Annotated in this window: 15 protein-coding genes and 1 pseudogene; 7 read left to right on the top strand and 9 right to left on the bottom strand. The window is 51.7% G+C overall.

Going from position 1 to position 14,560, the window contains the following annotated elements:
- The first annotated feature begins 30 nt into the window (after positions 1-30).
- The gene (sodC, locus tag LA337_12280; protein UBI13988.1) at positions 31-555 is read left to right on the top strand and encodes a superoxide dismutase [Cu-Zn] SodC2; all 525 of its coding nucleotides are present in this window, start codon (positions 31-33) and stop codon (positions 553-555) included.
- On the opposite strand, the pseudogene LA337_12275 reads toward sodC, so the two are convergent.
- The 3 genes and pseudogenes from LA337_12275 to LA337_12265 form a co-directional block, all read right to left on the bottom strand.
- Positions 531-2,571, bottom strand: a pseudogene (locus LA337_12275) (FUSC family protein). The gene sodC and the pseudogene LA337_12275 sit on opposite strands and share 25 nt — an antisense overlap.
- Positions 2,568-3,431: an HlyD family secretion protein gene (locus tag LA337_12270; GenBank protein UBI13987.1), complete on the bottom strand. Its 864-nt coding sequence runs from the start codon at positions 3,429-3,431 to the stop codon at positions 2,568-2,570. Before LA337_12270 ends, LA337_12275 begins: the two are co-directional and overlap by 4 nt.
- 2 nt (positions 3,432-3,433) lie before the next feature.
- Positions 3,434-3,670 (bottom strand): DUF1656 domain-containing protein, encoded by a 237-nt coding sequence (locus tag LA337_12265; GenBank protein UBI13986.1) that lies wholly within the window; start codon positions 3,668-3,670, stop codon positions 3,434-3,436.
- Between the two features lie 192 nt (positions 3,671-3,862).
- Here LA337_12265 and slyA point away from each other — a divergent pair, with 192 nt between their 5' ends.
- Complete coding sequence (slyA, locus tag LA337_12260; protein UBI13985.1) at positions 3,863-4,303, top strand: transcriptional regulator SlyA; 441 nt, start codon at positions 3,863-3,865, stop codon at positions 4,301-4,303.
- A gap of 47 nt (positions 4,304-4,350) precedes the next feature.
- On the opposite strand, the gene slyB is transcribed toward slyA, so the two are convergent.
- Positions 4,351-4,818 carry an outer membrane lipoprotein SlyB gene (gene slyB, locus LA337_12255; protein ID UBI13984.1) on the bottom strand — a complete coding sequence of 156 codons (468 nt, stop codon included), beginning with the start codon at positions 4,816-4,818 and terminating at the stop codon, positions 4,351-4,353.
- 274 nt (positions 4,819-5,092) lie between these two features.
- Between slyB and anmK the strand changes: the two genes are divergently transcribed.
- The 5 genes from anmK to pdxY all read left to right on the top strand — a co-directional run bounded on the left by anmK (position 5,093) and on the right by pdxY (position 9,672).
- Positions 5,093-6,214, top strand: coding sequence for an anhydro-N-acetylmuramic acid kinase (anmK, locus tag LA337_12250; protein ID UBI13983.1), 1,122 nt, complete (start codon positions 5,093-5,095; stop codon positions 6,212-6,214).
- A gap of 87 nt (positions 6,215-6,301) precedes the next feature.
- Complete coding sequence (mliC, locus tag LA337_12245) at positions 6,302-6,631, top strand: C-type lysozyme inhibitor (protein UBI13982.1); 330 nt, start codon at positions 6,302-6,304, stop codon at positions 6,629-6,631.
- Between the two features lie 58 nt (positions 6,632-6,689).
- Positions 6,690-7,346 (top strand): pyridoxamine 5'-phosphate oxidase, encoded by a 657-nt coding sequence (gene pdxH, locus LA337_12240; GenBank protein ID UBI13981.1) that lies wholly within the window; start codon positions 6,690-6,692, stop codon positions 7,344-7,346.
- 126 nt (positions 7,347-7,472) lie between these two features.
- On the top strand, positions 7,473-8,747 hold the full coding sequence (tyrS, locus tag LA337_12235; protein ID UBI13980.1) for a tyrosine--tRNA ligase: 1,275 nt from the start codon (positions 7,473-7,475) through the stop codon (positions 8,745-8,747).
- Positions 8,748-8,811: 64 nt separating this feature from the next.
- On the top strand, positions 8,812-9,672 hold the full coding sequence (gene pdxY, locus LA337_12230; GenBank protein ID UBI13979.1) for a pyridoxal kinase PdxY: 861 nt from the start codon (positions 8,812-8,814) through the stop codon (positions 9,670-9,672).
- A gap of 107 nt (positions 9,673-9,779) precedes the next feature.
- On the opposite strand, the gene gstA is transcribed toward pdxY, so the two are convergent.
- The 5 genes from gstA to rsxG form a co-directional block, all read right to left on the bottom strand.
- A complete protein-coding gene (gstA, locus tag LA337_12225; GenBank protein ID UBI13978.1) occupies positions 9,780-10,385 on the bottom strand; it encodes a glutathione transferase GstA in 606 nt (201 codons plus the stop codon).
- Between the two features lie 104 nt (positions 10,386-10,489).
- Entirely contained in the window at positions 10,490-11,995 is a 1,506-nt protein-coding gene (dtpA, locus tag LA337_12220) for a dipeptide/tripeptide permease DtpA (protein ID UBI13977.1), read from the bottom strand.
- A 613-nt stretch (positions 11,996-12,608) separates the two neighbouring features.
- Positions 12,609-13,244: an endonuclease III gene (gene nth, locus LA337_12215; GenBank protein UBI13976.1), complete on the bottom strand. Its 636-nt coding sequence runs from the start codon at positions 13,242-13,244 to the stop codon at positions 12,609-12,611.
- Entirely contained in the window at positions 13,244-13,936 is a 693-nt protein-coding gene (locus LA337_12210) for an electron transport complex subunit E (GenBank protein UBI13975.1), read from the bottom strand. The genes nth and LA337_12210 overlap by 1 nt, the downstream gene beginning before the upstream one ends.
- A 3-nt stretch (positions 13,937-13,939) precedes the next feature.
- Entirely contained in the window at positions 13,940-14,560 is a 621-nt protein-coding gene (gene rsxG / locus LA337_12205) for an electron transport complex subunit RsxG (protein ID UBI13974.1), read from the bottom strand.

Below are 14,560 nucleotides of genomic sequence, written 5' to 3'. Positions count from 1 at the left end.
ACAATCAGACACCTTTTGGATGGAGGTCTTATGAAGCGTTTGAGTTTGGCCATTATCACTTTACTGGCCTGTGCAGGTGCGCAGGCTGCCAGTGAAGAAAAAGTGACGATGAATCTGGTAACGTCGCAAGGCGTCGGTCAGGCGATTGGTACGGTCACTATTGCTGAAACCGGGAAGGGGCTGGAGTTTACGCCCGATCTGAAAGCCCTGCCGCCGGGTGAACATGGCTTCCATGTGCATGCGAACGGCAGTTGCCAACCGGCTATTAAAGACGGGAAAGCCTCAGCCGCGGAATCGGCTGGAGGCCATTATGATCCGCACCAAACCGGCAAGCATGAAGGCCCCGAAGGCGCAGGCCATATGGGCGACCTGCCACTGCTGGTGGTGAATAACGACGGTATCGCTACAACACCCGTTGTTGCGCCGCGGTTGAAAACGCTCGATGAGGTTAAAGGCAAAGCGCTGATGATCCATGTGGGCGGCGATAATATGTCCGATCAGCCGAAACCGCTTGGTGGTGGCGGAGCGCGCTACGCCTGTGGTGTTATCAAATAATCAGTTGCTTAGCGTACCCGGCGGCGGCGCTTGTTCAAGCTGCGAAAGCGAGCAGTGTAGCCGCCAGACCAATGCCGACAGTTCCTGCGCAGCAGGTTGATGATGATGGGCAAGCGTATCGCAGATGCGCTGTAGCTCACTCAGCGTGGCATTCAGCGGACGTTGCTGAACGCCGCGTTCACTCATCACGTCGCGAAGCAGTGAGATACACACGTCCCTGACGCGAGCCAGCGGATCTGAACGCGCCTCCCAGGTGCGCAGTTGCCACACCACGTGCGAACAGTTCAGCAAGACAACCCCCCAGCGCAATAACCAGCGTCGCGCCAGCGCATCCTGACTGTTACTGAGCTGGCTGACATGATGATAGGTCAGCGACTCAAATTCGTTTTCACTGAGTGATGGATGTCGGCTGAGCTGATCGACAAAATCCCGGCGCAGGGCGCGAATATGGCGGCGACTTTTCCGCGCATCCGATCCGGGACGCAAAATGGCGAAGGCCAGCCATGACAGCGCCACGCCAGCGATTTTTGCCATATTGTCATTCAGGAAACCAGCAAAATCGTAAACCGGTGGATTGGTCACCGCGATAAACGATCCCATAAACACGATCAACTGTCCCCAAAGACCTGCCAGAGCAGGCATTTGCAGCTTCAGAAGTTGCATGGTGGCGAGTAGCGGGAAAAGAAACAGAATGAATTGCCAGAGGTCAGAGATTTGCACCATCAGGCCAAACTTAACCACAAAGCTAAACAGCGACAGCAGAACCAGCGTGCGCATCAGTAAAGAAAGCGACTTGAAAGGCGTGGCAACGGCGGAATACAGCACGCTGCTGATGGCCGCGAGCGTGAGTGCGCCAGATCCTGATTCCCATTGTGCGCCAATGCTCCATGCGCCGATAAGCATCAACGTGCAGAACGTACGCAACCCGCTCCAGATAGCTTCCGCACTATCGGTATGACGGGCAAGTCCTGGTGTGCGGGCGATATTTATACGTTCGGCGGTAACGCCATTTTCCAGCAAATGCAGATACTGACTGCTGCGTAAATAGAGCCGACAAAAATAACGCAGTCGTTGCCAGAAGGCGACATGTCGATAGTCACGGGCATCGACGGGCCGCAGTGGAGCGATAATTTGTGCAACGGTGTAGCTGTCGGTATTGGATTTGACCAGCTCGCTGAGTAATTGTTCGATGATATCCCGGGTATTGGCCGGGGGATTAGGCCAGTTCAGCAGCATCCTGCGCAGACTGGAAATTACGCTGGTCATGCGCAACTGCTGGTGCAACAGCGAATTGAGCAACGCATTTTGACGGCGAAAACGGTAATGACTCCAGAATGCCTGAATTCGTAGCAGGTTCATGGTCAAAATCTGGCCAATGACACCTTCATGAGCCGTGCGAATGGCATCCGTTGTCTCAGGTTGCCAGAGTAAGCTGGCATGTTCCAGTAAACGCGAATGCATGTTTTTCAGCGCAGTCAGTAACGCGGTGCCATCGGAAGTGCTGGGCAGGATCATCATCATCACGCCTCCGCACAGGATACCGAGGATAACCTCGCATACGCGGGCCTGCGCGATGTCCCATAGCTGGGTAATCTCCACGGTATTGACCATGTGAAACGCAATGATCGCCGCCGTATAACCTGCCAGTTGAAAAGCGTAGGCGACGTTATTGGTGAAATGTGCGCAGGCCCAGGTACAAAAAGCGATCCACACCGACATACAAAGTAAAAACAGCCATGGTTCATTGAGGGTATGACCGGCGATAATCAACGCGGCGGTGGCGCCAAGCAAGCTACCCGCCATGCGACCCAGGCTTTTGCTGATAACACCGCCGACGGTAGGAAAACTGACCACGGCCGCCGAGGTCATCGCCCAGTAGGGCTCATCCAGATTCAGATAATAGGCAAACGTCAACGCCAGACACATGGCAATGGTATTTCGCAGCGCGTAACGCCATTGCGCTGCTGTGGCTTTGAACCACGGCCAATTGCCTGGCGTCAGGAGGGGCAGTTTCATTTACGCGGGCCGACAGACACGCTGCAGGTCGTACCAGAAACCAGCGTGACATCATGCGGTAGCGCGTCGAATTCGATGCGTACCGGAACACGCTGCGCCAGACGCACCCACGGCACGTTAGGTTTGATGTCGGGAATCAGGCCGGAATCACTTTCCACGCTTTGATCGTAGATAGCGCGACCAATACTGGAAACGTGACCCTGTAACTTAATATTGCCGCTGTAGAGCGTGATAACCGCAGGCGCACCTTCACGAATGTGGCGCAGCTTGGTTTCTTCAAAATATCCCATCACATAAAAAGAGTGGCTGTCGACAAGGGCAAACAAGGGCTTACCGGTTGAGGCATAGTCTCCGGTACGGGTAGAAAGATTGGTAACCCAACCCGCCACGGGCGCTTTGACCACCGTTTGCGTCAGTTGCCATTGTGCCTGGCGCAGACTGGCCTCGGCTGCTTCAACGCTGGCCTGCATGGCTTTCACATTGAGATTAGCGGTATCCAGATCTTCGGCTGAGATGTAATTTTGCGATAAATGGCGGCGTCGGTTGGCCTCGTTATTTGCTTTCGCCAGGTCGGACTGAGCTTTGGCCAGCTGCGCTTGCGCATTCAGTTCAGCAATGTGAAACGGCGTCTTGTCGATGATAAAAAGCACATCGCCTTTATTCACGAACTGGTTATCTTTTATATTGAGTTCGCTAATGCTGCCTGAGACCTGCGGCGTGATGCTAACCTGCTCAGCACGCACTTTACCGTCACGTGTCCAGGGCGACTGCATATAGTAATTCCACATCCACCATCCGGCGAAAACTGCGATTGCAGCGACTATAATGGTGGAGAAGTATTTAACGGTTTTAAGCGACATAATCACCACGCAATCAGCATTACAAAGGCCAGACATACGCAAAGCGTAAAGAGTGACAGATCCATTAACAGGGGATGCCAGATCTCACCGGAATAAATCCAGTCGCGCAGCAGGCGATGGACAACCAGCCAGAGAAGGAATCCTGCTACAAACGCCTTGAAAACAGGGGGGAAATAAACAGACGCTCCGATCATTAAATCTTGTAGGGGCAATCCTGTTGCATTAAACATAAACTTCACGGGCAAAATCCTTGGCGGAAGAGAGCATTGCTATAGGTTTAGCAAAAAAGAGACAATGAGTCTCTGTAACGCATAATGTCTGAAAAAATGTCAGCCGGTAAGCAAATTTGGCAATACATTTGTTTTGGCAATACAAATGCTGCACACTATTCTAAAATCAGCACAATAACTTAGCAAGCTAATTATAAGGAGATGAAATTGGAATCGCCATTAGGTTCTGATCTGGCACGGTTGGTGCGCATTTGGCGTGCTCTGATTGACCATCGCCTGAAACCTCTGGAGTTGACGCAGACGCATTGGGTTACGCTGCACAACATTCATCAATTGCCGCCTGATCAATCGCAGATTCAGTTGGCTAAAGCAATTGGCATCGAGCAGCCTTCGTTAGTTCGTACGCTTGACCAACTGGAAGAAAAGGGACTCATTTCACGACAGACTTGCGCCAGCGATCGTCGGGCAAAGAGAATTAAACTGACAGAAAAAGCAGAGCCGCTGATCGCTGATATGGAAGCGGTTATCAACAAGACGCGTGGAGAAATTTTGGAAGGGATTTCAGCTGAGGAAATTGATCTGCTGATTAAACTGGTCGCCAGACTGGAACACAATATTATTGAGCTGCAGTCACAGAGCTGAGGCGCAAAGATGACGTGTGGCCAGGGTCTGACCACACGTGAATTTGATTAGCGTGGAGACACGGTAACCTGGCTGCCGTTGTTAGCCATAACAACGCGCTGGCCGGCGGAGAACTTGGTCGCACCCTGTTTCTGAACCACCATGATGGTATTACCGTCGTCCTTACGGATTTCCAGTTCCACACCCTGGGTTTTATTCATTGCACCTTGTACACCTTGACCCGCTACGCCACCGGCAACTGCGCCAGCAGCCGTGGCTAATGAACGACCGGTACCGCCGCCGACGGTGTTACCAAGGAACCCGCCGAGTACCGCACCACCGATTGCGCCAATCACGTTTGCGTCATCGCCACCCTGGATTTGCACCGGACGAACATGAACAATCGTACCGTAGGTAACGTTCTGAACTTGTTTCGCTTCGGATGCAGTATATACGTCGCCTGAGAGGCTATCATTGTTAACGCAGCCCGCTAAAGATACGCCCATTAATGAAACAATCAGCACACGTTTAATCATTTACAAATCTCCTTTGTCACCACGAAACGCTAATTAAGCACTCTTCATGGCTAAATTATATGGCATTTGTGAGCCTAAGGTCACATGTTCTACTGGAACAATATGAAAATCTTAACCGAAATCGGATATACCGAGTATAAACGAATCATTCATATAATTGATGTAATAAAGCGTCCAGTGTAATGATTAGGCATTAAAAATCATTAAGGAAGCATGGCATTAGTCGGCACTTTATGGTTGAGTGTCAAGGCTAATTTGCTTAAAAGGATGACATATGAAATCGGGCCGTTTTATCGGTGTAATGTCTGGAACCAGCCTTGATGGCGTCGATGTTGTGCTGGCGACGATAGATGAAACGATGGTTGCGCAGCAGGCGAGTCTGACCTGGCCTATCCCCCTCCATGTAAAGCAGGCGATTCTGGATATCTGCCAGGGCCAGCAGCTTACGCTATCGCAGTTTGGCCAATTGGATGCGCAGCTCGGTTATCTGTTTGCCGAGGCGGTGAATGCGCTGCTGGCACAGGAAAAATTGAAGCCGCAGGAGATCGTCGCGATTGGCTGTCATGGGCAAACCGTGTGGCATGAACCCACGGGACGCGCACCGCACACGCTGCAAATTGGCGACAACAATCAGATCGTCGCGCGAACCGGCATCACCGTGGTTGGCGATTTTCGCCGTCGCGATATCGCCCTCGGCGGGCAGGGCGCGCCGCTGGTTCCCGCTTTTCATCAGGCGCTGTTGGCGCATCCAACGGAACGACGGATGGTGCTGAACATTGGCGGAATTGCCAATCTGTCTCTGCTTATTCCGCAGCAGCCCGTTCGCGGCTACGACACCGGGCCGGGTAATATGCTGATGGATGCCTGGATCTGGCGGCAATGCGGTCAACCCTACGACAAAGATGCGCAGTGGGCCAATTCGGGAACGGTGATCCTGCCTTTATTGCAAAATATGCTGAACGATCCGTATTTTTCTGCGCCTGCGCCGAAAAGCACGGGCCGCGAGTATTTTAATTATGGTTGGATAGAACGTCATCTGGCGCATTTCCCGGGAATAAGTCCGCGCGATGTGCAGGCGACGCTTGCCGAACTGACGGCGGTCACCATTTCCGAGCAAGTCCTGTTGAGCGGCGGTTGTGAACGGCTAATGGTATGCGGTGGTGGAAGCCGTAATCCGCTGCTGATGATGCGTCTGGCGGCATTATTGCCGGGTACAGAGGTCACCTCAACCGATGAGGCCGGGATTAGCGGTGATGATATGGAAGCGTTAGCCTTTGCCTGGCTGGCGTGGCGCACGCTGGCGGGATTACCGGGAAATTTACCTTCCGTGACCGGTGCATCAGAACCGAGCGTATTAGGGGCAATTTATCCTGCTAACCCGCGAACTCAGAGTTAACTGAAATTATTCAGCGCCATATGCCGGTAAACTCGGGATATTAGGGAGGGTGCCATTACCCTCCTGGACCAGGAAAGTCTTCAGGATATGGCTATGAAAAAACTGTTATTAGTGTGTCTGCCGGTACTGCTTAGCGGATGTAGCGTGTACAACCAATTTGTCGAGCGTATGCAAACGGATACGCTGGAATACCGCTGTGACGAAAAACCGCTTACCGTCAAGCTGAACAATACCCGCCAGGAGGCGAGTTTTGTTTATGATAATCAGCTATTGAACCTCAAACAGGGCGTGTCAGCATCAGGCGCGCGCTATACCGATGGTATTTACGTCTTCTGGTCTAAAGGCGACGAGGCAACGGTCTATAAACGAGACAGAATTGTGCTAAATAACTGTCAGTTACAGAACCCGAAGCGTTGAGATTTTCACCTGGGCGGCGCACAATAGCGTCACCCACTGACAATCCGTAGCCAACATCATGTCTGATAACGACGAATTGCAGCAAATCGCGCATCTGCGCCGTGAATACACGAAAGGCGGCCTTCGCCGCCGCGATCTTCCCGCCGAACCCCTTGCGCTGTTTGAGCGCTGGCTCGGGCAAGCCTGTGACGCCAAACTGGCCGATCCTACCGCAATGGTCGTTGCGACCGTTGATGAAAATGGCCAGCCTTATCAGCGTATCGTGTTGCTCAAACATTATGATGATAAAGGTCTGGTGTTCTATACCAATCTCGGCAGCCGCAAGGCGCACCAGATCGAGAAAAATCCCCGTATCAGCCTCTTATTCCCATGGCACATGCTGGAACGGCAGGTGATGGTTATCGGCAAGGCTGAGCGTCTTTCCACACTCGAAGTGGTGAAATACTTCCACAGTCGCCCACGCGACAGCCAGATTGGCGCCTGGGTATCTAAGCAATCCAGCCGAATCTCCGCTCGCGGTATTCTCGAAAGCAAATTCCTCGAACTGAAGCAGAAGTTCCAGCAAGGGGAAGTACCACTGCCCAGTTTCTGGGGCGGCTTTCGCGTGAGTATTGAGCAAATGGAATTCTGGCAGGGTGGTGAAAACCGTCTGCACGATCGTTTTTTATACCAACGCGAAGATAACGCGTGGAAAATTGATCGCCTTGCCCCCTAAAGATGCAAATTTCTTGTTTTAAGCGCTGGTGCTGAACAATCCGGCGCTTTATTCTATGTTTCTTTCGCATCAGGCGAAAAGTCGTGTACCGGCTAAGGTGCAGTCGTTTTATACATGGAGATTTTGATGGCAAGCAGTAACTTGATTAAACAATTGCAAGAGCGGGGGCTGGTGGCCCAGGTGACGGACGAGGAAGCGTTAGCAGAGCGACTGGCGCAAGGCCCGATCGCGCTCTATTGCGGCTTCGATCCTACCGCTGACAGCTTGCATTTGGGGCATCTGGTTCCATTGTTATGCCTGAAACGCTTCCAGCAGGCAGGCCATAAGCCTGTCGCACTGGTAGGTGGCGCAACGGGTTTGATTGGTGACCCGAGCTTTAAAGCCGCCGAGCGTAAACTGAATACCGAAGACACCGTGCAGGAGTGGGTGGATAAAATCCGCAAACAGGTTGCGCCGTTCCTCGATTTCGACTGTGGCGACAACTCGGCGATTGCTGCGAATAACTACGACTGGTTTGGCGGTATGAACGTACTGACTTTCCTGCGTGATATCGGCAAACACTTCTCCGTTAACCAGATGATCAACAAAGAAGCGGTTAAGCAGCGTCTGAACCGTGACGATCAGGGGATCTCCTTTACCGAGTTTTCTTACAACCTGCTGCAGGGTTATGACTTTGCCTGCCTGAATAAATTGCACGGCGTGGCGCTGCAGATTGGCGGTTCTGACCAATGGGGCAACATTACTTCCGGTATCGATTTGACCCGTCGTCTGCATCAGAACCAGGTGTTTGGTCTGACCGTTCCGCTGATTACTAAAGCTGACGGCACCAAATTCGGTAAGACTGAAGGCGGCGCTGTGTGGCTGGATCCGAAGAAAACCAGTCCGTATAAATTCTACCAGTTCTGGATCAACACCGCCGATGCGGACGTTTATCGCTTCCTGAAATTCTTTACTTTCATGGACATTGAAGAGATCAATGCGCTGGAAGAAGAAGATAAAAACAGCGGTAAAGCACCGCGCGCCCAGTATGTACTGGCCGAGCAGGTAACGCGTCTGGTTCACGGTGAAGAAGGTCTGGTAGCGGCAAAACGCATTACCGAAAGCTTGTTCAACGGCAATCTGAGCGATTTGAGCGAAGCGGATTTCGAACAGCTGGCGCAGGATGGCGTGCCGATGATCGAGATGGACAAAGGTGCCGATCTGATGCAAGCGCTGGTGGACTCCGAGTTGCAGCCTTCTCGCGGTCAGGCACGTAAGACTATTGCGTCAAACGCGGTAACCATCAACGGTGAGAAGCAATCCGATCCGGAATATTTCTTCCAGGAGAGTGATATCCTGTTTGGGCGCTACACCTTACTGCGCCGTGGCAAGAAGAACTATTGTCTGATTTGCTGGAAGTAAGATTTAGTTAGCAGGGGCGTGGGAAACTACGCCCCTTTATTTTTTCAGGGTTGTGGTAAGTAAAATGAAGAATATCCTCGCCATCCAGTCCCACGTTGTTTTTGGTCATGCGGGTAATAGTGCTGCAGAGTTTCCAATGCGTCGTCTTGGCGCAAATGTCTGGCCGCTGAATACCGTTCAGTTTTCTAACCACACACAGTACGGCAAATGGACCGGTTGCGTGATGCCGCCGAGCCATCTGACCGAAATCGTCCAGGGTATTGCCGATATCGATAAACTTCAGACCTGTGACGCCGTATTGAGTGGCTATCTTGGCTCGGCTGAACAGGGCGAGCATATTCTGGGCATTGTTCGCCAGGTTAAAGCGGCCAACCCGCGGGCGAAATACTTTTGCGATCCGGTGATGGGCCATCCGGAAAAAGGGTGTATTGTCGCGCCGGGCGTGGCGGAGTTTCATGTACGCCACGCGCTTCCGGCCAGCGATATTATCGCCCCAAACCTGGTTGAGCTCGAAATTCTGTGCGAGCATGCGGTGAGTAATGTCAATGAGGCAGTGGCGGCAGCGCGTGAGCTTATCGCTCAGGGACCAGAAATTGTGCTGGTGAAGCATCTGGCCCGCGCGGGTATCAGCACCGATCGTTTCGAGATGCTGCTGGTCACGGCTGAACGGGCGTGGCACATCAGCCGACCGTTAGTTGATTTTGGCGCTCGCCAGCCGGTTGGCGTGGGTGATGTTACCAGTGGCTTATTACTGGTGAAACTGCTGCAGGGCGCGTCTTTACAGCAGGCGCTTGAGCATGTGACGGCGGCGGTATACGAAGTGATGATTACCACCAAAGAAATGCACGAGTATGAGCTGCAGGTCGTGGCCGCACAGGATCGTATCGCGAAGCCTGAGCACTACTTCAGCGCGACGCAGCTGTAATCAATGCCCGATAGCGTTCACGCTTATCGGGCCTACGTTTGGCCGTCGGTCGGACAAGTAAGTAGGCCGGATAAGGCGCCTGGCGCCGCCATCCGGCACATTAGTGATTAGCTCAATCCTTCTGCTTTGAGCGCTGCGGCAACCGCCGGGCGTTCAGCCATACGGGCCATATACGCGTCGATATGGCTTAATCCTGCCATATTCAGCTTAACCGCATAAGCCCAACGCAGCACGGTGAACAGATAGGCATCGGCGATGCTAAAGCGCGGGCCGCAGATCCATTGATCGTCTTTCAGCGACTCGTTTACGTACTGCATTTTTTTCTCCAGCTGCGCGCGAACGGTTGGCTTGAAGTCTTCCGGCGTATCGGGACGGAACAGAGGCGTAAAGCCTTTATGCAGTTCTGTCGCAATGTAGTTAAGCCATTCGATGGTTTTGTAACGGGAGAGGCTGCTGGTTGGGGCAAGGAGCTGACGGTCTGGTACGGTGTCCGCCAGATATTGCATGATGGCGACGCCTTCGGTCAATAGCGTACCGTCATCCAGCAGCAGCGCGGGAACTTGACCTTTTGGGTTTACCGCGAAAAAATCATCGCCGTTTTCCAGACGTTTCTTCATCAGATCAACACCATCCAGCGTGAAATCTTTACCACTCTCCCGAAGGGTGATGTGGGAAGCGAGAGAACAAGCGCCCGGTTTGTAGAACAGTTTCATCGGTAACTCCTTTTGGCTGAGGTATATCGTATGGTAGTGCTAGCTCAGGCAAAAAAAAAGCCGCTAACATCAGTTAGCGGCCTGAAAATGAGTTTCCCTGAGAATTACGCTGTCGCGGCCTTAGAGGCTTTCTCATTGACGTCATCGTCCTGAGTCATACGATTCAGTTTTGGCGCCGTCAGCAGCATCAGAACAGCGATAACCGCCGTTGCAACACCAATCTGCAGGAACACACGACCGTAGACTTCAAGGGACATCAGCGGGTCAGTCACGTTCTCTGGTACAGCCATCATGTTAGCGACGTAACCACCGATGATGTTTGCACCGGCAGTGGTCAGGAACCAGCTACCCATGATGAAGCCCATCAGGCGTTGCGGTACCAACTGAGCCACCATTGCCAGACCCAGACCGGAGATCATCAGTTCACCGATACTTTGCAGACCATAGCAGATGATCAGCCAGTTAACGGATACGATGCCCGCGTCGGTAGCGAATTTCGCGCCCAGCGGCAGGATCAGGAACGCACCGGAACACAGCACCATACCAATCGCAAACTTAGTCGGCATTGGCAGGGTATCGCCCATCTTGTTATAGATAGCGGCGAGGATTGGGCTACCAATGATGATCCAGAACGGGTTCAGCGCCTGATACTGCTCAGGTTCGAAAGCAATACCAAGAATAGAGTGCTCAACGTTACGAATCGCGAAGAAGTTCAGTGAGGTCGGCATCTGGCTGTACAGTACGAAGAAGATAATCGCTTCAAGCATCAGAATGAAGGCGACGATCATTTTACGACGTGCAGCACCGTGCATGGTGAAGGCTTCTTTACCGAAGATAAATACGATACCCAGCGCAATGACGCCCAGAACCATACGTGCGATCTGCTGGTTGTGCAGCAACCAGGTTGCAATGGCGATCAGTACCACAACGCCAGCAATAGTCAGCAGCAGGTTACGGAAGTTGATCGGCTCAAAGTCAGGTTTAGAACCGTACTGTTTAACCCAGCGCTGGCAGAATGCGAAGTTAACAACGGTAATCAGCATACCTACGACGCTCAGGGCGAACGCGGTGCTCCAGCCGTAACGCGCAGCTAACCACGGCGTTGCCAGCATAGAGAAGAATGAACCGATGTTGACGGACATGTAGTACATAGTAAATGCACCATCAAGACGCGGGTCATCTTTGGCATAGCAGGTAGAGAGCAGGGAGGATGGGTTTGCTTTAAACAGGCCGTTACCGACCGCGATGGCCGCCATGCCCATATAAACGATACCCGCATCATGACCGGACCATGCAACCAGTGCATAACCGATGGCCAGGACAATTGCGCCGAGCATAATGACGCGTTTTGTTCCCAGAACTTTATCACCTAACCAGCCGCCAATGGCAACCAGACCGTACACCAGGGCGCTAAAGGACGAGAAAAGGGTGATGGAATCCGCTTCTGACATACCCAGCTGTTTAACCAGGTAGACGGCCATAATCCCTTGCAGGCCGTAATAACCAAAACGTTCCCACAGCTCAATAGAGAAAATGAGATAGAACGCTTTTGGTTGTTTGAAGGCGTTTAAACTCACGCTTTCTGTTGGTTTATTGTTTGCAGTAGACACTTTTACCTCTTTTTTTACATCCCATATCAACGGGGGTGTTCAGGTACGTGATGAGTCAAGTTCATCCGTCCGATTGTTATAGTGGGAGGGGAAACGGCAAGTAATGTTCACTATCTTGACCCTTCAGACAAGTGCTTTGTAATAATCTGTTACATATATCATGACTGGTGAAATCGTCGGGGCTGCGAAATGTTATCTAGCGTTAAATTTCTTCATTTGAAAAATGGCAGATTTTTACACTGTTTAATCAGGCCAGAAACCGCAATGTGGCGATATGTTCTGCTATTTAAGGTTGAATCCAGTGATATAGGCCATTATCTGAAAAATAGCCAGTGTAATGTTTTGTTTAGAAACTGTTCAGTTAGGTCATCTGATTGTCACTTTAACTGAAAAATAAAAAATTATTAACATTGTGTTATCTGGGTGATCTGGATCACGTATAGATAGAAATTTCTTTTGCTAAAAAAACGATTAACCTGCTCAGGTGATAATTCACAAGAATATTACATTAGATATGAGCGCCAGAGCGGCATCATTGTCGGCAAAAGAAACTCAGGGGAGTGCATAACTAATCGTTATGTGTGCGAGGGGCAAACAGGATGCCCCGGCAGCATCAGATATCGACTTTCTCTTTGAATTCGCAGAGATCTTCGATAATACAGGAACCGCAGCGCGGCTTTCGGGCTATGCAGGTGTAGCGGCCATGAAGAATTAACCAGTGATGGCAATCGACTTTAAATTCACTGGGTACAACCTTCAGCAGTTTCTCTTCAACCTGCTCAACGTTTTTACCCGGAGCGAATTGCGTACGATTACAGACGCGAAAAATATGCGTATCTACGGCGATAGTGGGCCAGCCAAAGGCGGTATTTAACACTACATTTGCAGTTTTTCGTCCAACTCCGGGCAGGGCTTCTAATGCGGCACGGTCTTCAGGCACTTCACCATTATGTTGTTCCAGCAGAATGCGGCAGGTTTTAATCACATTCTCCGCTTTGCTGTTAAACAAACCAATTGTCTTGATGTAGGACTTAACACCTTCAACGCCGAGCTCCAGCATCGCGGCAGGGGTATTAGCGACGGGGTACAGCTTAGCCGTCGCTTTATTGACGCTGACATCGGTGGCCTGCGCGGAGAGCAAGACCGAAATCAGCAGTTCAAACGGCGATGTAAAATTAAGCTCGGTTGTCGGATGCGGATTGTTATCACGCAGGCGCGTCAGTATTTCCAGACGTTTTGCTTTGTTCATTACACATTCCCTGTTTCACCCACGGGACTGTCCGCGACAGCCGCCTCGGCACGACGTTTCTTCATTTTCTCATCAATCAGATACTTCACCGCCAGCATCAGACCCAGGCCTATAAACGCGCCCGGTGGCAGCATGGCCAGCAGAAACGGCGTATCAGTATGGAAGATCTCAACGCGCAAGACTTTGGCCCAACTACCCAACAAACCGTCTGCGCCATCAAATAGTGTACCGTTACCAATTATTTCACGCAGCGAGCCCAGAACAAACATGGCACCTGTTGCGCCCATGCCGATGGAGAAACCATCGAGTGCGGATAAAGCAGGTCCCTTTTTGGCGGCGAAGGCTTCCGCACGACCAACAACAATACAGTTGGTCACAATCAGCGGGATAAAGATGCCCAGAGACTGATACAGTCCAAAAGCGTAGGCATTGATCAACATCTGCACCGCGCTCACCACGGAGGCGATGATCATGACATAAATCGGAATACGAATTTCTGGCGGTGTCCAGCGACGAAGGGCTGAAATCGTCAGGTTCGTCAACGTCAGGACGAGCGTAGTCGCGAGTCCCAGACCCAGCGCATTAGTGGCAGTAGAGGTGACGGCCAACAGCGGACACATCCCGAGTAGCTGCACAAGCGCGGAGTTATTTTTCCATAACCCCTGGACAATAACGTCTTTAATTTCGCTCATGGTTTATTCTCCACAGGCGCTAAGTTGAGGAAGTTGCGCGGGTAGCGTCTGCGCATACAAACCGGCGCGTTTTACTGCATTCACTACCGCACGCGGTGTAATGGTGGCACCTGTAAACTGGTCAAAGTCTCCGCCGTCTTTTTTCACCGCCCAGTGGGAATCATTACCCGCCGCGATCGTTTTGCCGCTAAAGTGGGTTATCCAATCGGACAGTCGCAGTTCGATTTTATCGCCCAGTCCTGGCGTTTCATGATGCTCGGTCACCCGCGTACCCAACACGGTACCGGTAAAATCGACGCCAACCAGCAGTTGAATAGCCCCGGAATAACCATCTGGCGCCGTAGCTTCAAGAACTGCTGCAACGGGGCGATCGTCCTGGCGGGCAATATACACCCGGTGACTGCCTTTGCCCAACGCTGGCGCATCGACCAGATAACAACTCTCAGACAAGTTATTATTGTAGCGATCGCCAGGCAGAACTTGATCGAACAGCGCTTTTTGCTGCAGCGCGGCCTGTTCATCAATAGTGGACTTAGTTAATTGATTGATTGCCGCGGTTAACCCCGTCGAGCCCGCAGCAAATAGCGCCAGTGTAATACCGTGTTTACGAATCGTTTTCAGCAT

Source organism: Citrobacter europaeus (genome assembly GCA_020099315.1).
Classification (GTDB): domain Bacteria; phylum Pseudomonadota; class Gammaproteobacteria; order Enterobacterales; family Enterobacteriaceae; genus Citrobacter; species Citrobacter europaeus.
Note: the sequence above shows the minus strand (reverse complement) of the source record. Positions and strands in the feature narration are given on the sequence as shown.